This is a genomic window from Aggregatibacter sp. Marseille-P9115 (assembly GCF_920939465.1).
Lineage (GTDB): Bacteria > Pseudomonadota > Gammaproteobacteria > Enterobacterales > Pasteurellaceae > Aggregatibacter > Aggregatibacter segnis_B.
Genome location: NZ_OV100759.1, coordinates 347,482 through 364,588, shown reverse-complemented (window position 1 = coordinate 364,588; position 17,107 = coordinate 347,482). Strand labels below are relative to the sequence as shown.

13 protein-coding genes and 4 tRNA genes are annotated in these 17,107 nt (G+C 42.5%); 9 read left to right on the top strand and 8 right to left on the bottom strand.

All coding sequences use genetic code 11. The annotated features are described in order from the left end of the window. Positions 1-97: 97 nt before the first annotated feature. Both ycaO and manA read right to left on the bottom strand, forming a co-directional pair. Positions 98-1,861, bottom strand: a complete 1,764-nt coding sequence (ycaO, locus tag LQ983_RS01685) for a 30S ribosomal protein S12 methylthiotransferase accessory factor YcaO (RefSeq protein ID WP_109432938.1) — start codon at positions 1,859-1,861, stop codon at positions 98-100. Between the two features lie 98 nt (positions 1,862-1,959). Continuing rightward, complete coding sequence (gene manA, locus LQ983_RS01680) at positions 1,960-3,162, bottom strand: mannose-6-phosphate isomerase, class I (protein WP_109432939.1); 1,203 nt, start codon at positions 3,160-3,162, stop codon at positions 1,960-1,962. 430 nt (positions 3,163-3,592) lie between these two features. Between manA and LQ983_RS01675 the strand changes: the two genes are divergently transcribed. Further along, positions 3,593-5,086 carry a PTS transporter subunit EIIC gene (locus LQ983_RS01675; RefSeq protein ID WP_109432940.1) on the top strand — a complete coding sequence of 498 codons (1,494 nt, stop codon included), beginning with the start codon at positions 3,593-3,595 and terminating at the stop codon, positions 5,084-5,086. 71 nt (positions 5,087-5,157) lie between these two features. Here LQ983_RS01675 and LQ983_RS01670 read toward each other — a convergent pair whose 3' ends face one another. After that, positions 5,158-5,853, bottom strand: coding sequence for a methyltransferase domain-containing protein (locus tag LQ983_RS01670; RefSeq protein WP_109432989.1), 696 nt, complete (start codon positions 5,851-5,853; stop codon positions 5,158-5,160). 20 nt (positions 5,854-5,873) lie between these two features. Here LQ983_RS01670 and gloB point away from each other — a divergent pair, with 20 nt between their 5' ends. The 7 genes from gloB to LQ983_RS01635 all read left to right on the top strand — a co-directional run bounded on the left by gloB (position 5,874) and on the right by LQ983_RS01635 (position 9,968). Further along, positions 5,874-6,575: a hydroxyacylglutathione hydrolase gene (gene gloB, locus LQ983_RS01665; RefSeq protein ID WP_109432941.1), complete on the top strand. Its 702-nt coding sequence runs from the start codon at positions 5,874-5,876 to the stop codon at positions 6,573-6,575. A gap of 187 nt (positions 6,576-6,762) precedes the next feature. Beyond that, positions 6,763-8,067 (top strand): glutamyl-tRNA reductase, encoded by a 1,305-nt coding sequence (hemA, locus tag LQ983_RS01660; protein WP_109432942.1) that lies wholly within the window; start codon positions 6,763-6,765, stop codon positions 8,065-8,067. A 62-nt stretch (positions 8,068-8,129) separates the two neighbouring features. Beyond that, the gene (locus LQ983_RS01655) at positions 8,130-9,353 is read left to right on the top strand and encodes an ROK family protein (protein ID WP_109432943.1); all 1,224 of its coding nucleotides are present in this window, start codon (positions 8,130-8,132) and stop codon (positions 9,351-9,353) included. A 234-nt stretch (positions 9,354-9,587) separates the two neighbouring features. Further along, positions 9,588-9,664 (top strand) — tRNA-Met (locus tag LQ983_RS01650). A gap of 5 nt (positions 9,665-9,669) precedes the next feature. Then, positions 9,670-9,754: transfer RNA gene (locus LQ983_RS01645), tRNA-Leu, on the top strand. A 28-nt stretch (positions 9,755-9,782) separates the two neighbouring features. Then, positions 9,783-9,857 (top strand) — tRNA-Gln (locus LQ983_RS01640). Between the two features lie 36 nt (positions 9,858-9,893). Next, a tRNA-Gln gene (locus LQ983_RS01635) sits at positions 9,894-9,968 on the top strand. A gap of 104 nt (positions 9,969-10,072) precedes the next feature. Here the strand turns inward: LQ983_RS01635 and LQ983_RS01630 are convergent. From LQ983_RS01630 to LQ983_RS01610, 5 genes are read right to left on the bottom strand one after another with little or no spacing between them, the layout of a single operon-like run. After that, positions 10,073-10,876 (bottom strand): ATP-binding cassette domain-containing protein, encoded by an 804-nt coding sequence (locus tag LQ983_RS01630; RefSeq protein ID WP_109432944.1) that lies wholly within the window; start codon positions 10,874-10,876, stop codon positions 10,073-10,075. Between the two features lie 10 nt (positions 10,877-10,886). After that, positions 10,887-11,936, bottom strand: a complete 1,050-nt coding sequence (locus tag LQ983_RS01625; protein WP_048750579.1) for an oligopeptide/dipeptide ABC transporter ATP-binding protein — start codon at positions 11,934-11,936, stop codon at positions 10,887-10,889. Positions 11,937-11,942: 6 nt separating this feature from the next. Continuing rightward, the gene (locus LQ983_RS01620; RefSeq protein ID WP_109432945.1) at positions 11,943-12,830 is read right to left on the bottom strand and encodes an ABC transporter permease subunit; all 888 of its coding nucleotides are present in this window, start codon (positions 12,828-12,830) and stop codon (positions 11,943-11,945) included. Continuing rightward, positions 12,820-13,785, bottom strand: a complete 966-nt coding sequence (locus tag LQ983_RS01615) for an ABC transporter permease subunit (protein ID WP_230621418.1) — start codon at positions 13,783-13,785, stop codon at positions 12,820-12,822. The genes LQ983_RS01620 and LQ983_RS01615 overlap by 11 nt, the downstream gene beginning before the upstream one ends. Continuing rightward, positions 13,785-15,476, bottom strand: coding sequence for an ABC transporter substrate-binding protein (locus LQ983_RS01610; protein ID WP_230622584.1), 1,692 nt, complete (start codon positions 15,474-15,476; stop codon positions 13,785-13,787). Before LQ983_RS01610 ends, LQ983_RS01615 begins: the two co-directional genes overlap by 1 nt. A gap of 221 nt (positions 15,477-15,697) precedes the next feature. On the opposite strand from LQ983_RS01610, the gene LQ983_RS01605 reads away from it, so the two are divergent. Beyond that, complete coding sequence (locus tag LQ983_RS01605) at positions 15,698-17,104, top strand: YcjX family protein (RefSeq protein WP_230621417.1); 1,407 nt, start codon at positions 15,698-15,700, stop codon at positions 17,102-17,104. Positions 17,105-17,107 lie beyond the last annotated feature (3 nt).

Sequence of the window (17,107 nt, the reverse complement as noted above, 5' to 3'; positions counted from 1 at the left end):
TATTTCCATGTGTTAGATCACAGAACGAAAATTTTTCGGAAAATAAAAGGGCGAATATTTTTCGCCCTTCAAAAACGTTTTTAAAAACGACCGCACTTTATGACCAATTTTCGCGTTTTGCTTTTTGTAATTTGGCGTAGGCAGCCAGTAATTTTTGATGCTCATCGAAATTGGCAAGGGTTTCATCGCTAGCAGGCAAATTATAGAACGGATTTCCCCCTTGAATCGCGGCCCACGCAAACGCCACCGCGTCTTTACCGTACATTTTCTCGAACACCGGACGATATTGTTGCGGATCGCGGTGTTCATCCATAAACAATTCAAGGCTGCTGATTAAGCAACGATAATAGTTGGCGCGTTCGGCGGTAAACACGGAGCTGTTCATATTATATGTCCAGTTCGCCCAGTCTAACGCCATTGCCAAGTCGCCTAACGCGAGATAAAGCATGGATTTTAATTCGCCGATGCGCAAGGTTGTCCAGCCGCTGGCTTTCGGTGCCACGACGCCGATAAATTCACGCACGCGGGTGGCATCGTCAATGCCTTGTTCATCCAGTTCATCCAAGAGTTCTTGGTAGGTTTCTTGGTCGTGGTGGAAGTGCGGTAAGTCCAACAGGATTTCGCGCCAGTCCATGCCCATGTTGCTGTTGGCGTAAATTAAGTCGTCTGCAGGATAAATATCGGACATGCCCGGCACGATGATGCGACAGGCGTAAACACCTAAGTGATTGTAGTCCATGATGTAAACCTCTTTGTTTTCCTCGTGGAGAATCGCCATGAGGTTATTATATTCTTCATGGGTATCTTTGCCGGAGAAATCCCAATCGGCGAACTCGTAATCCGGTGTGTTTTTGAATAAATCCCAAGAAATTAAACCGCTGGAATCAATAAAGTGGGTTTCCAAATTGGCGTGTTCTGCCACATCATCGTTATTGAATGACGGCGGGGCGAAAACGTCCAACTCTTTTAGGCTGCGACCTTGTAATAATTCGGTGACGGTGCGTTCTAATGCCACTTGGAAGTTTGGATGTGCCCCGAAAGAGGCAAAACACGTGCCATTGGTTGGGTTGAGCAAAATGACACAAATCACCGGGTATTGACCGCCAAGAGAAGCGTCATACGCCAAAATCGGGAAACCTTCCTGTTCCAGTTTGTCGATAGAGGCTTGAATGGACGGATAACGCGCCATCACTTCTTGTGGAATTAACGGCAGGCTGATCGCTTCTGCGATAATTTTATTCTTCACATAGCGCTCAAACACTTCGGACAATCCCTGCACTCGGGCTTCAAATTGGCTGTTGCCGGCGGACATACCGTTGGAAACATAGAGGTTAGAGATAATATTTTGCGGAATATACACTGTCTGTTGATCCGATTGGCGTATATAAGGCAGCGCGACAATACCTCGCTCATAATTACCCGATTGCAAGTCCACTAAAAGTTCAGGAGTCAGCTCCTGATTCGGATCGAAATGTTCAAATAAATGAGCGTCTAAAATCCCTTGAGGCAACAATGCCTCGTCTTCAATCGGGAACCATTTTTCGTTCGGATAGTGCACAAAATCGCTGTTGGCAATATCTTGCCCTAAATAGAAATCCGTCCAGAAATAGTTGGTGGAAAGACGCTCAAAATATTCGCCTAATGCCGAAGCTAATGCCGCTTTTTTACTGGCACCCTTGCCGTTGGTGAAACATTGCGGGCAGTCTTTGTCACGAATATGGACCGACCACACATTAGGTACGGGATTTAACCACGAGGCTTCTTCAATGTGAAAGCCAAGTGCGGTCAGTTTTTGTTGAAATTTTTCAATACTTTCCTCAAGGGCGGCGTCTTTGCCGAGGATAAAGGTTTGTTCGGTCATAATGTTCCTATTTTTGATGTATTTTCTTCTTGAATAACTAATAAAAATATGAATTTTTCCCCTTTCCCGTAAATAGGCGAGGGGAAAATAAATTGAATTTAAATCGGTAATCCTGCGAGCACGGCATAACCTTCTTGTATGCCATGCACGCGATAGTCTGTATCTGCTTCAATGAACGCCGCTTGCCCTTGTTTCAAAGTGAGTTTTTGTTGTGCGGCTTCCAAGGTTATTTCGCCCACTATCACTAAGAGAATCGTGCCGTTTAAAGTGCGGTCGGAAATCTCGGTGTTTTTTGCGTAAGGCATATTGCTCAAGGCAAAATCGGCAATGGGCATCGGGTAGGTGTAAACCTGATTTTTAGGCGCCGGCGCGATAATCTGAGGGACAATTTCACTACAATCGATGATTTTTAGCAATTGTTCGATATCAACGTGTTTTGGCGTTAGACCGCCACGAATGACATTGTCGGAACAGGCCATTAGTTCAATATTTTGTCCGCGTAAATAAGCGTGTGGCACGCCGGCTGCTTGGAAAATACCTTCGCCAACCTGCAAATTCACAATATTGAACAGGTAGAAACTCATTAAACCCGCATCCAGTTTGTCTCGGGAAATATTCATGGCGTGCAATGTGTAAAGCACCCAGTAATCAGGATTCTGCATAGCAAGCTGATTTTGCTCGTAAGCCTTCTGTTGGCTATCAATAATCGGCAAGAGCCATTGCGCTAATTGATCTTGTGTTGCCAACATAATGTCAGCGTAAAAATCCGCTAAATTCTGCGAGGCTAATTTTGTTGCCAGTTCCGCAAGTGACGGGCGTTGACGTAACGTATCGAGAATTTGGGCCTTGGTTTTAAAACCATGTAAAAGCCAAAAATCGGACAAAGCAATCATCATTTCCGGCTTATGGTTATCGTCCTTATAGGTGCGCTTCGGATCATTTAACGGAATGCCTGCGGCATTTTCTTGCGCAAAGCCAATTTCGGCCTGTTCTTTGGTTGGGTGTAACTGAATGGAAAGAGGATTGGCGACATCTAAAATTTTCAGTAAATAAGGCAAATTATCCCCAAATAATTGGCGGCTTTGTTGTCCAAGTGCGGTGGGATTTTGGTGTAAAAAATCGCCTAACGATATTTCCTCTTGTGCGTAAAGAATCTGTGACGGTGCCGAAGGGTGAGCGCCAAGCCAGTATTCGGCATAGTGAGATTCAGTTTTATCAATATGCAATAAATGAGGAATATAACGTTCACCGCCCCACACATAATGTTGAAGGCGACCATTCAGCGGATAAATACCTGCCATAATTTGCTCTCTGTTAGATTTGCTGTTCTATAAAATCGGGGCGCATTCTAGCATATTCTCACCTTTGGCTGTTGCTATAGAAAAGCTTTTTTTATACATTTAGCAGCGTCTAACATTTCTTTTTTAACCAAATTAAATGTAGACGTTTCCCGTGATGAATAATGCCTCAACTGAGGATATTCGTGAAATTACGGCATAACATGCAAGAATAAATAAACATTATCGGCACTGAGGTGCCGATTTTTTTATCTAAAATCAGTGTGTTAATCAGAAAACAGGTTTTCTTTTTAAAATGCGATCTTCATCATATTTTTTACTGACGTATTGAAGTAATATTCCACAAAGCACTTTGCCTTTGAAGGGAAAACACCAGATCTGGCAAGTGTGGTATTTGGGGCATAAACCATGTCGTAAATTAAGGAGAAAACGTATGTTTAAACAGCTTCAACAGGTTGGTAAGGCATTTATGTTGCCAATTGCCATTTTACCTGCAGCCGGTTTGTTACTAGGGATTGGGGGCGCATTATCTAACAAAGCCACCGTGCAAGCCTATCCATTATTAGATCATTCGGTTTTGCAAGGTGTGTTTCAGATCATGTCGGCAGCCGGTTCGGTGGTGTTCGGTAATTTGGCATTATTGCTTTGTATCGGTTTGGGTATTGGTTTAGCCAAGCGGGATAAAGGGGTTGCAGCACTGGCGGCAACGGTCGGCTATTTAATCATGACTGGTACGATTGCGGCATTGATTCCGCTGTTCTCACCGGAAACCAAAGGAATTGATACAGGGGTGATCGGTGCTTTGGTGATGGGCTTGATTACCGTCAAACTGCACAATAAATATCATAATATTCAATTACCTCAAATTTTAGGTTTCTTCGGTGGTTCTCGTTTTGTGCCGATTGTTACCTCTTTTGCGGCGATTTTTGTCGGCGCCATCTTCTTTTTAATTTGGCCGACATTTCAAAATTGGTTATTGTCTGCCGGTGAACATATTGCTTCCATGGGCGCAATCGGAACATTCTTTTATGGCTTCCTCATGCGCTTATGTGGTGCAGTAGGCTTGCACCACATGATTTATCCGTTATTTTGGTACACCGAATTAGGCGGTACGGAAATCGTGAATGGTGAAACCATTATTGGAGCGCAAAAAATCTTCTTTGCCCAATTAGCGGATCCGAATCACCAAGGTTTATTTACCGAAGGTACACGTTTTTTCGCAGGTCGTTTTGACACCATGATGTTCGGCTTGCCGGCAGCCTGTTTGGCGATGTATCACTGTGTGCCGAAAGCGCGTCGTAAAGCCATTGGCGGGTTATTCCTTGGTGCAGCGTTGACCTCTTTTATTACAGGGATCACCGAGCCTATTGAATTTATGTTCTTATTCGTTGCACCTTGGTTGTATGTTTTCCACGCCTTTTTAGACGGCGTTTCCTTCTACATTGCCGACATTTTGAATATTTCCATCGGTAACACGTTCTCCGGCGGATTTATTGACTTCCTGTTATTTGGGATCTTACAAGGCAATGAAAATACCAACTGGTTTAATGTGATTTGGGTCGGCGTATGTTGGGCGGCGTTATATTATTTCAGTTTCCGCTTCTTAATTACCCAATTTAATGTGATGACCCCAGGACGTGCAGAAGAGCAAGAAGACAGCGTGGAACAACAAACCTCTTCTTTAACGGAAAACGCCCACGAGATCATCAACGCCCTAGGTAGCGCAGAAAATATTGAGAACGTGGATGCCTGTATTACTCGTTTGCGGGTAGCGGTGAAAGACGTCAAATTAGTGGATAAAACACGATTAAAAGCGTTAGGTGCCGTTGAAGTGTTGGAAGTCGGTGGTGGCGTACAAGCAGTTTATGGTGCTAAAGCAGTATTATATAAAAGCGAGATTAACCAGATTTTAGGTAAAGAAGATTAATTTTTTCTTCGCTATGAATGTGAACGGTCAGAAAGGGATTTATTTCTGACCGTTATTTTTTTCTTCAAAGACTAAAGATCTTCCGCTTGTTTTAACGCTTCTGCCGGTTGTAAAAACGCAGGGATTTTTGACCGCACTTTTTGTGGATTCAGCGTTAATGGATAGGTGCGTTTTTGCGCCACGATAACTGTCAGCGGGGCAAACCAACCGGCGGTTTGATGGGACAGCGCCAAATTCTGCTGTTCCAAAATATCAAAGTTGAGTAATTCTAACCAATCAATGATCCGCCAAATGCAATAATGACGCGCAGGGAAGTCACCTGTTTTTGATTTAAAAAATAGGCAGTTAAGCGGATTAAACAGACTGAGGAACAAGTAGCCGTCATCGGTGAGAACGCGGTGGGTTTCGCGCAACACTTGATGGGGATCTTGGACAAAATTCAGCGTGTTGGCCAACACACAAGCATCCAACTGCTGTTGAATAAAGGGGAGTTCGGTAAGCTTGGTTTGTACAATGGAATGATTATCGTCTAAAAGTGCGGTCAAATTTTCCGTTATTTTTTCGCTGAGACTAATTTGGTGGCGCAAGGGCAAATCACATTGAATTTCTGCACTAAGTCCGCCAATTTTCAGAATCTGATAACCACAAATTTTTGTAAACCAAGGGGCAAAATAAGCGTTTAATGCGTTACAATAAGCGCGCCCATTTGGCAGTTGTTGCCAACCGGTGGGCATCGCCAGTGACTTTTCATATTTAGCACGCCACATCATGGTAACTCCGAGGTTCTATGTTAATTCCGATTCCTGCGTTAAACGATAATTATATTTGGCTTTATGCACGGGAAAATTTACCGTTGCTCATCGTTGATTTGCCTGAAACCGACAAGCTGTTTCACTTGTTGGAAGAACAACATCTCTCCGTTGATGCGTTGTTGCTGACGCACAACCATGCGGATCACACAGACGGTGTTGCGGCGTTCAAGCAACGTTTCCCGCAAGTGCCGATTTATGGTCCGGCAGAGTGCGCTGCTTGTGGGCTGACGCAGGTGATTAATGAAGGCGACCTTATCACCGAACATTATCGAATTCAAGTATTGCCCAGTGGTGGGCATACGGCGCAGCATGTGAGTTATTGGGTGGATGGGCATTTGTTTTGTGGTGATGCCTTATTCTCCGCCGGTTGCGGGCGAGTGTTTACCGGTGATTACGCGCAAATGTTTGCCACCATGCAGTGTTTTGCAGCGTTACCTGATGACACGATTGTTTGCCCAGGGCATGAATATACGTTAAGTAATTTAGCGTTTGTGCAAAACGTTTGGGCAAACAAAAGTGCGGTGGAAAATCATCGTGTTTTGGTGGCGCAATTACGTGCTGAAAATAAACCAAGTCTACCCACCACGATAGGCTTGGAAAAACATATTAATCCGTTTTTAACGGCAACCACCTTGGCGCAATTTACCCAATTACGCCAAGCAAAAGATACGTTTTAGAAATTTGATGCTTCGCAATAAAATTGCAGATTAATGGCTTTTTTCTTGCGCTAATTTGCCCAAACATGGGCAATTCAGCTAGAATATAGCCCGTTTTTATGTCTATTTTTTATATTTTAGTGGGATAAATGTTGCCGTATTTGTTGTGTCAACATAATAAAGTGCGGTGATTTTTCATGTATTTTTTATGACGATTTTAGTTCTTGGTATTAATCACAAAACCGCCTCTGTTGCCTTACGGGAAAAAGTCGCTTTTTCTGATGAAAAACGTGCTTTTGCTTTGCGTCATATTCGGCAAATTGAATTAGCCGAAAGTGCGGTGATTTTATCCACTTGTAACCGAACTGAAGTTTATCTGCACAATAAAACCGTCCCACCACAAGAAACGCAACATTGGATTCGCCAAGCTATACAATGGTTCGCTGAAATTCATCAACTGGACTTAGCCGAGCTTCAGCGTTGCCTTTACACTTATGAAAACCTACCGGCAGTCAATCATTTAATGGAAGTAGCTTGTGGCTTGGATTCATTGATTTTAGGCGAGCCCCAAATTTTGGGACAAGTGAAGCAAGCTTATCAAATGAGCGAGCAGCACTATCAACAAGAACAGCAAGCTATTTCCGGCGAATTATCCCGTTTATTTCAAAAAACATTTTCCACGGCAAAACGCGTGCGTACAGAAACCAATATAGGTGAAAGTGCGGTATCTGTGGCATACGCTGCTTGCAGTTTAGCGCGCCAAATTTTTGAATCGCTGAGCGAATTAACCATTTTGTTAGTAGGCGCGGGTGAAACCATTGAATTGGTTTGCCGTCATTTATTGCGTCACGGTGTAAAAAACATGGTGATTTCCAACCGCACTTTAGCCCGCGCAGAAGCCCTCGTGGAGAAATTAGATACAACGGTGGATATTCAAATCCTGCCGCTAGAACAGTTACAGCAGGGCTTAAATCAAGCGGATATTGTGATTAGCTCTACCGGCAGCCAGCATATTTTGATAAACCGCAACATGGTTGAAAAGGCGCAAATCATGCGCCGCTATCGTCCGATGTTGTTGGTGGATATTGCCGTGCCGCGTGACATTGAAGAAAGTGCGGCGGAATTAGACAGTGTTTATCACTATACGGTGGATGATTTACAAAATATCATTCAACATAATTTAAGCCAACGGGAACAAGCCTCTGCGCAGGCAAAGGAAATTATTCAGGCGGAATGTGCGGATTTCTTTGCGTGGTTGAAAGTCCATCAGTTTTCTAATTTGATCCGTCGTTATCGTGAAGAGGCGGAACTTACTCGTCAGGATTTGCTAGAAAAAGCGATAGTTTCCTTACAACAAGGCGAAGAGGCGGAACAAGTGTTACAAGAATTAAGTTATAAATTAATGAATAAATTGATCCATTCGCCGACAAAAGCCATGCAAACCATGGTGAAAAATGGTAATGCGGTGGGTCTGCAAACCTTTTCTAAAGCCTTGGGAATGTACGATGAATAGTCGTTCCGAATGAATTTAAATGCTGTTTAAAATCAGTCAATTTACTTTTACGGGAGAAAAAAATGCGAGAAAGTCCTCAAATCGCGAATGTTGATCTAGTAAAACAAATGAATAGTGCGGTGGTGTATAAGCTCATCGATCAGCAAGGTCCTATTTCCCGTATTCAAATCTCTGAAATAAGCCAACTTGCTCCGGCAAGTGTGACTAAAATCACCCGTCATTTACTTGCTCGCGGTTTAATTAAAGAAGTAGAGCAACAAGAATCGACCGGTGGGCGTCGTGCAACCTCGATTATGGCAGAGCATAAACATTTTCGTTCTATTTTAGTGGGCATTGGACGTGAGCATTTAACGTTAGCCATTATGGATTTGTCCGCCAAATTAGTGAATAAATCCGTCTTTACGCTTGAGAATTACCCAACACCACAAGCATTTGAACAGTTTTTATTTCAACGCTTGGATGAATTTATTCAAGAAAACCAAAAGCACAGCAGTGAGTTTATTGCTATCGGTATCACTGTTCCCGGCTTTGTGGATGTTAAAAGCAACATGATTGAACAGGTTCCGCACTTTGACTTAAGCACGCCTTGGGACTTGGCAAATCACGTTGCCGAACGTTTCAATTTACCTACCTATATCGGGCATGATGTGCGTAGTTTAGCTCTTGCGGAGCACTATTTTGGTGTCACCAAAGATTGTTACGATTCGTTGCTATTGCGTATTCATCGCGGTGTTGGTGCGGGAATTGTGATTAATCACGAACTCTTTTCCGGCTATAAAAAGAATGTGGGCGAAATTGGGCATATTCAGGTGGATCCGTTAGGAAAACGTTGTATGTGTGGCAATGTGGGCTGTTTGGAAACGGTGGTCAGCAATTCAGCGATTGAAAATAAAATGTCAGAGTTATTGGAAGACGGTTACCAAAGTAAATGGCTTTCTTTGGAAGCTCATGACATTGAAGCCATTTGCAAAGCCAGCAATAAGCAAGATGCGGTAGCCACAGAGTTAATTGAACACGTTGGTACACAAATCGGGCGCGTGTTGGCGATGAGCGTCAATATGTTTAATCCGGAAAAAATTGTGATTTCCGGTGAAATAACCCAAGCCAAAAATGTCTTATTTGCCGCAATTCGTCGCACCTTGGAAAGTCATGCATTACCGGCGTTTGTCCAAAATACGCCATTAGTCGCATCGGAGCTTAGCAATGAAGATGTGATAGGTGCTTTTGCTTTAGTAAAAAGAGCGTTGTTTGACGGCAGTTTATTGCGCCGTTTAATTGAAGAATAAATCTTTAAGAGAAAAGTGCGGTCCTAAAAAAAAATATTTTTGAGAGCCGGAGTGACTAAAAGTTATTTAGGTTGAGAGAGGAGTAAACTAAGCGTTGAATAAAATTAACGCGATTTGTTTAATCTCTATCCGAATGATCTAATTTTATTTATTTTCCCAAAAAAATGGTTGACGAGTAGGGGCAATATCCGCATAATACGCCCCGCAAAGTCAATGAGATGATTGCAAAGAAATGGCTATGTAGCTCAGTTGGTTAGAGCACAACACTCATAATGTTGGGGTCACAGGTTCGAATCCCGTCATAGCCACCATATTTGCGGGACTGGCGAAATTGGTAGACGCACCGGATTTAGGTTCCGGCGCCGCGAGGTGTGTGGGTTCAAGTCCCTCGTCCCGCACCATTTATTTCATTGATATCAATATAGTAGTTGGGGTATCGCCAAGCGGTAAGGCACCGGGTTTTGATCTCGGCATCCCTAGGTTCGAATCCTAGTACCCCAGCCATACTATTCTTAATTTCTGCTTTTAATAAACATCTATTGGGGTATCGCCAAGCGGTAAGGCACCGGGTTTTGATCTCGGCATCCCTAGGTTCGAATCCTAGTACCCCAGCCACCTTTTTTGTCTTTCCTACCAGCTAATTCGACTTGAATTAATTTAATGAAAATTTTTATCGTAATTATCTACCGCACTTTTTATTATTGAAGGAATTGGATTTTTTAGTCTTGGTATTTCTCCCAAGAAGAGTCATCCAAAATTTTACCAAAATGGCTTTCGATTAGTCGTTTAGTAATATCCGTTTGTGGATCGGTGAAAATTGAACGTGTCTCACCATATTCAATCATCACGCCGTCTTCCATCACTAAAATTTCATCGGCAATATGCTTAATAATCCCCAGATGCTGACCAACATAAATATAGGCAAGTCCCAGTTTGTTTTGTAATTCTAGCATTAAATTAGTCAGTTGGGTTTTCACCGTGGTATCTAATGACCCGACCGCATCATCAATAATGATAATTTGTGGATCTAAAATTAACGCGCGCGCAAGGGCAATACGCTGTTTTTGGCTCACGGAAAGCGTATTAATTTTGATGTTGGCATGATCAGGATGCATTCCCACTAATTTCAAAATGTTAAAAATTTTCTGATTGCGTTCTTGCTCATTTAGATGTGTGGCCAATAGCAATGGCGTATCAAGAATTTGTCCCACATTGAGGCGTGGATTAAATGCCGTATTCGGATCCTGAAACACCATGCGGATATGTTTGGAGCGATAGTTGTAATCACCGAAAGTGAGTGGTTTATCTTTGAATAGGATTTTACCTGAAGTGGGTTCGGTGATGCCTACGATCATTTTTGCCAAGGTAGATTTTCCTGAGCCATTACGTCCGATAATCGCCAATGTTTTGCCCGCTTCGAGGGAAAAACTGATTTCTTCCACTGCGCGAAAATAACCGGGGTTAAGCAGACCGAGCGTATTTTTAAATGATTTTGTGAGATCTTCCACTTGTAATAATGGCATTTTCTTTCCTTTATTCTTGATCGGAACTTAAAGTGAGCGGTTGAATCAATTCTTTTTCTTTGATTTTCTTTTCCCTTAAATTGATGGGGAAATGACAGAAAAATTCATGCTGTTTAATACGAAGTGCGGTCGGTTTTACGATACATTTTTTCTGCGCAAATGGACAACGCGGGCCAAGACGACAGCCAATCGGCATTTGTTCCAGTAGGGGAACTGAACCTTTGAGTGTGCCAAGTTGACTTTTAAAAGGCAAAGGTTGAGTGAAATCTGGAATGGAATGCAACAAGGCTTGAGTATAGGGGTGATGTGGGGTTTCTAAAATATTCTCTTTAGGGCCGGATTCTGCATTTTGTCCGCAATACAGCACAATAAACGAATCACACCATTCGCTGATGGTGTTAATGTCATTACTGGCAAGTAAAATGGATGTGCCTTGATTTTGATTCATACTTGAAAGCAGACGGAATATTTGCACTTTTGTAATGGATTCCACCGAATTTGCCGGTTCATCGGCAATCAGTAATCGAGGTTGGTTTGCCACGGCAATGGCAATCATGACTTTTTGCCCTTCTCCTTCCGTTAATTCATGAGGGTAACTGCGCATGATATCTTTGTGTTCTTTGATTCCGACGCGATGAAGTAACTCAATGGCGCGACGTTTTTTCCAATTAAATAAACGCTGCCACCAACGACCTTTAAATGTCCATCCCGGGATACTTTGGATGAGTTGTTTACCAATTTTCTGGCTAGGATCAAGACAGGTTAACGGATCTTGAAACACCATCGAAATTTCTTTACCCACCAGTTTGCGACGTTGTGCCGGTGTGAGTTTTAATAATTCAACATCGTTAAAACGGAAACGATCAGCGGTGACAATCCAAGAATCTTTAAAGGCATTACAGATAACTTTAGCAATGAGGCTTTTGCCCGAACCGGATTCACCGACCAAGCCACAAATTTCCCCTTCATCGATTGTAAAACTCACATTATCGACAATGCGGATTAACCCGTTTGGGGTTTGGATATCAATGCGAAGATTGCGAATATCTAAGAGTGCCATAGTTATCTACTCATAATATTTGGTAATCGCTCGGCATAGCCCATTGGTAAACACCAAGCCGATTAGTACGCTGATGATAATTGCAAGTCCCGGCAGAATAACCGTCCAAGGGGCTAAATAAATTAATTCTAAGGAATCTTTTATCATCGCCCCCCATTCCGGTGCTGGGCGTTGTGCGCCAAGAGAAATAAAACTGAGGGCACTAATATCCAAAATAGCAATCGTAAATGCACGGGAGATTTCTTGAATATATTGTGGTGCAATGTTGGGTAAGATAGTTTCTTTCAGTAACACGCTGTTAGAGATGCCGTCTAAGCGTAACATCAATACATATTCTTTTTTGAGCTCTGCTTGAATGCTGCGATAAATTTCATGTACGAAATAAGGTAGCAATGCTAAGGTGATTGCCAACATGGCGTTAATTAAACTTGGTTCCATTAAAGTGGCAATAATGATTGCCACTAATAACACCGGAATGGTGAGGAACGCATCTAAAAAATGCCCCAGTACACGAGATTTAATGCCTTGCGACATGCCTGCCCAAATGCCAAGTCCACCACCGATAAGGGCGGTCAGAATTACCACAATAATCGCTGCGCCAACGGTATAGGTCGTGCCAATAATGATACGACTGAGCACATCCCGACCAATATCATCCGTTCCTAAAAAATAGGCGATTTGACCGTTATTTGCCCAAGAAGGCGGCATAAGTTCTTGCCCGATAAATTGCATTTCTGCTGAGTAGGGGGCAATGAATGGACTAAAAAGTGCGGTCAAAATCAGCACTAAAAGAGCATAGAAACTGAAAAGCGCAATGCGATCTTCTCGGAAGAGCGCCCAAATATGCTTTAATGTGTCGCTTTCGCGAAAATCTTCAGGTTCTCTATCTTGCATGCCAACCCTTCTTATTTAACGGATCCAAAATAAAGATTAAGCTTTCAGATGCCACTTTAATGATAATAATACAAAGCCCGATAGTAATGATGCCGGCTGAAATACTGTTGTAGTCTTGCTGTGTGACGGCATCAATTAACCAACGTCCGATTCCCGGCCAACCTAAGGTATTTTCAACCAACATACATTGTGTAATCACCAACGTAAATAAACGGGTGGTGTGAGGAATTAACAAAGGCAAGGTGTTGCGTAAAACGTATTTACGTAACACGCTAAATTTCGACCAACCTCGTGTAGAAGCAACTTTAACGTAGTTTTGCTGGAAGATAAATTCCGCTCGTTGTTGCACTAAACGTACGATTTCCATGGTGGGTAAAATGGTTAAAACTAAGGTTGGTAATGCCAAGTGTTGCAAAACGTTTTGGATGATTTTAACCCGATAAGGCGCTTCGACAAACCAAACATCAATAATCGGGAAACCGCTAATTGGCTTGATTTCATACAGTAAATTGTATTGCCCGATAGCAGAAATTTCCCACGAATTAATTGCAGAAAAGTACAGTAAAATCGGCGCAATCCAAAATACCGGCAAGGAGAGGCCAACAGCAGATAAAGTGCGGATGGTTTTTCCGATAAAATTAGCAGGATAAATTGCACCGATGAGCCCAAGGGGAATACCGAACAATGTTGCCAGTAAAATCGCACAAAAACAGAGTTCTAATGTTGGTGGGAGCACGGTAAAAATAGTCGATTTAAGGGCTTCGCCACCGTTATAGCTGATACCTAAGTCACCTTGGATAAGGCGCACCAAATAATGAAAATAGCCACTGTAAAAGTGCGGTGTCATTAATTCGGCATTAAGCGGATCTTGCATCAAAATCAGGTAACTGATTAATGTTAGGATAAGGAACGTTAAAACGAGAAAAACACATTGTCGAATCAGAGAATTAAACATTACTTGTGTCCTTTTCGTAGTGATAGCGTCGAGAAATTCAAAGTGCCGAAGGGGCTCATCTCAATATTTTGTACTCGACCATTGGCGACCAAAACCCGTTTGACGTTTGCAATAGGGATGATCGGCAATTCCGATAAAATTAATTCTTGCGCTTGGTTGTAAGCTTCGGAACGAATCTGTTGATTGGAACTATCTAATGCATTATCCATGATGTTATCGAAGTGTTCGTTGCACCAGTTGGATAAATTGGTGATTTCGTTTGAGGTACTACAACTTAAAATCGGGCGCATAAAACTGTCGGGATCTAAATTTCCCCCGAGCCAACCGGTTAAAATCATGTCGTAATCTTCAGATTTATTATGTAATTGCTCAATTAAAAATGTTCGAGTGACCGGGCGAATTTTCACTTCAACGCCGGCATTCGCAAGATCTGATTTAATTAATTCCGCCATTTTCAACGGTGCTGGGTTATATACTTGTTCTTCATTAATCACCCACATCGTCAAGCTTAATTTTTTATCTTGTAACACTTGTTTGGCTTTCAATGGCATAAAGTCATACTCAAAATCCGGCGTATTCACGCTTGAAGCCCACGAAATATTCGGAATAATGTTATTCGCCACCGTTGCTGTGTTGTGATAAATCGTTTTAATGATTCTTTTACGATTAATGGCTTGTGAGATGGCGTGTCGCAATGGTGGATCTTGAATTGCTGTTTTTTGGAAATTAAACGCCAAATATGCTAAATTCATGCCCTCAACACTTTTCATATAATAGCGTGCGTCATTTTCCTTCAGTAACCCTAACTGACTGACTTCCGGATAAGACGCAATTTGGCATTCACCGTTAAAGAATTTCACCAAGCGCCCAGTACGATCTGCGGATAAATCAATCAGAATGTCATGAATTTTAGCTTCTTTTTTCCAATATTCTTCGTTTTTTTCTAAACGCACATATTGATTGCGGAAATAGTTTTTGACTTTATATGGACCGGTGCCAACAGGCAAGGTATCCAGTTGCACTAAATTATCATCCGCATTGAGCTGTACGGCATATTCTTGCGAGAAAATAATGGCGTATTGACTTGCTAAGTGAGACAAAATGGAAGCATCAGGTTTGAATAAGGTAATCTCTACCGTATGCGGATTGATGGCTTTCACCGATTCAATTTTTTGGTTTAGCTTAATGCTTTCAAAATAAGGAAAGCGCACTTTTTTTGCCTGTTCATGGAAAATACGATATTGCGGATTTTTATAGCTGACGGAGGTTTGTTCTAACGTCGGTAAATAAGTCTCATAACCTAACACCCGATTGAGCGAAAACACGACATCATCCGCATTAAAATCGCGGGTCGGTTTAAACCAATCTGTCTGATGGAATTTAATCCCGCGGCGCAAATGAATGGTAATCACCTTGCCATCGGGCGAAAGCGAGTAAGATTGTGCCAATACAGGGATTGGCTCGGCAGCCGTGTTCGAAATTTCAAACAGTTTATTGTAAATCTGCTCTGTCACCACGTTCATACTGGTTCCCGCATCCGCTGTTTGTGGATTAAAGGAAAAGCCGGAAGCATGCGTGCAATAAATCAATCCGTTATCGGTGAGTTCTTCAGGCACGCGCGGTGCCGCCGTTGCAGAATCCACCGCAAAAGCAAACAAACAAACGGGCGCAAGGATTTTTTTATACAACATCATAAACGGATCAACAGGCTAAAAATGAATGCCAAATTGTAAGATATATTCCGTGGATATTCTAGCGAATCTGCCACTTCTGGAAATTTGTCGCCCAAAATGACCGCACTTTTCTTCCATTATCTCCTTAATCCCAAGCAAATTAATCTCCTCTTCATTTTTTCGGTATAATATCGCTCATTATCTATGTCATTTTCCCTTAATTAAAAAGAACGGAAATTATGCTAAATCACCTGCAAAAAGAATTAAATGAACTGGTTAATCGCGGTTTGGATCGTACGTTACGCATTGCTGTGACAGGGCTAAGTCGAAGTGGGAAAACCGCTTTTATTACGAGCCTAATTAATCAGCTGTTACATATTAATCGCGTCGATAATAGCCATCTTCCCTTATTTGATGCGGCACGCCGGCACGGCATTATTGCGGCAAAACGTATTCCGCAATTGGATTTGTCCGTTCCTCGTTTTGATTATGAAGGCAATCTTAATACATTGTCGCAACAACCACCGAAGTGGCCTCAGTCCACCAAAGGCGTAAGTGAAACACGTTTGGCGATTCGTTATCAGCGCAGTGGCGGTTTGTTGCGTCATGTGAAAGAAAAGGGGACGTTGTATCTGGATATTTTTGATTATCCGGGAGAGTGGCTGTTGGATTTGTCATTGTTGGATTTGGATTTTCAGCAATGGTCACAGGAATTGCAGCGACAACTGAATACGACACATTTGAAATTGGCGCAAAGCTGGTTGGAAAAAGCTCAAAACGTGAATCTAACCGCACCGGCGGATGAGGATATTTTGGCGCAGCTTGCCAAGGATTACACCGATTATTTATGGCAATGCAAACAGCACGGCTTGCATTTTATTCAGCCGGGGAGATTTGTGTTACCCGGTGAGCTGGAAGGTGCACCGGCTTTGCAATTTTTCCCCTTGTTGCATCTAACCGAACCACAATGGCAACAATTCAAGAATGAAGCGAAAGAAAACAGCTATTTTGCAGTGTTGCAAAAACGCTACGATTATTACCGTCGGCACATTGTGAAAGATTTTTATCAACAGTATTTTTCCACGTTTGATCGGCAAGTGATTTTGGCGGATTGCTTAACGCCGTTGAATCACAGTCGCGAAGCGTTTGAGGACATGCAATTAGCGTTACATCAACTGTTTCGCAATTTTCATTACGGCAAACGTAATTTTTTGAACCGTCTTTTTTCGCCGAAAATCGATAAATTAATGTTTATCGCCACCAAAGCAGATCATATCACTACTGATCAGTTGCCAAATTTGGTCAGCCTCATGCGCCAGTTAGTACAGGAAGGCGGGCGTTACGTGGAGTTTGCCGATATTGCTACCGATTACACCGCCATTGCGTCTATTAGGGCAACGCAACAGATGCTGGTGAATCAGCAGGGGCGTCAATTTAAAGCCATTCAAGGCGTGCGTACTAGCGATTTGCAAAAAGTCACGCTTTATCCCGGCAGTGTGCCGAGTAAATTGCCGAGTGCTGATTTTTGGCAAAATCAAAAATTTGAATTTGATCAGTTTGAACCACGCCGTTTAGAACAAGGCGAAAATATACCGCACTTACGAATGGATGCCGTGTTGCAATTTTTACTGGGCGATAAGTTATAACAG

Coding starts and splice junctions, on each gene's coding strand:
- LQ983_RS01630 (WP_109432944.1), bottom strand. CDS start 10,876: ATGCCATTATTACAAGTGGAAGATCTCACAAAATCATTTAAAAATACG.
- LQ983_RS01625 (WP_048750579.1), bottom strand. CDS start 11,936: ATGGCACTCTTAGATATTCGCAATCTTCGCATTGATATCCAAACCCCA.
- LQ983_RS01655 (WP_109432943.1), top strand. CDS start 8,130: ATGCGAGAAAGTCCTCAAATCGCGAATGTTGATCTAGTAAAACAAATG.
- LQ983_RS01620 (WP_109432945.1), bottom strand. CDS start 12,830: ATGCAAGATAGAGAACCTGAAGATTTTCGCGAAAGCGACACATTAAAG.
- manA (WP_109432939.1), bottom strand. CDS start 3,162: ATGGCAGGTATTTATCCGCTGAATGGTCGCCTTCAACATTATGTGTGG.
- hemA (WP_109432942.1), top strand. CDS start 6,763: ATGACGATTTTAGTTCTTGGTATTAATCACAAAACCGCCTCTGTTGCC.
- LQ983_RS01610 (WP_230622584.1), bottom strand. CDS start 15,476: ATGTTGTATAAAAAAATCCTTGCGCCCGTTTGTTTGTTTGCTTTTGCG.
- LQ983_RS01615 (WP_230621418.1), bottom strand. CDS start 13,785: ATGTTTAATTCTCTGATTCGACAATGTGTTTTTCTCGTTTTAACGTTC.
- LQ983_RS01605 (WP_230621417.1), top strand. CDS start 15,698: ATGCTAAATCACCTGCAAAAAGAATTAAATGAACTGGTTAATCGCGGT.
- gloB (WP_109432941.1), top strand. CDS start 5,874: ATGTTAATTCCGATTCCTGCGTTAAACGATAATTATATTTGGCTTTAT.
- LQ983_RS01670 (WP_109432989.1), bottom strand. CDS start 5,853: ATGTGGCGTGCTAAATATGAAAAGTCACTGGCGATGCCCACCGGTTGG.
- ycaO (WP_109432938.1), bottom strand. CDS start 1,861: ATGACCGAACAAACCTTTATCCTCGGCAAAGACGCCGCCCTTGAGGAA.
- LQ983_RS01675 (WP_109432940.1), top strand. CDS start 3,593: ATGTTTAAACAGCTTCAACAGGTTGGTAAGGCATTTATGTTGCCAATT.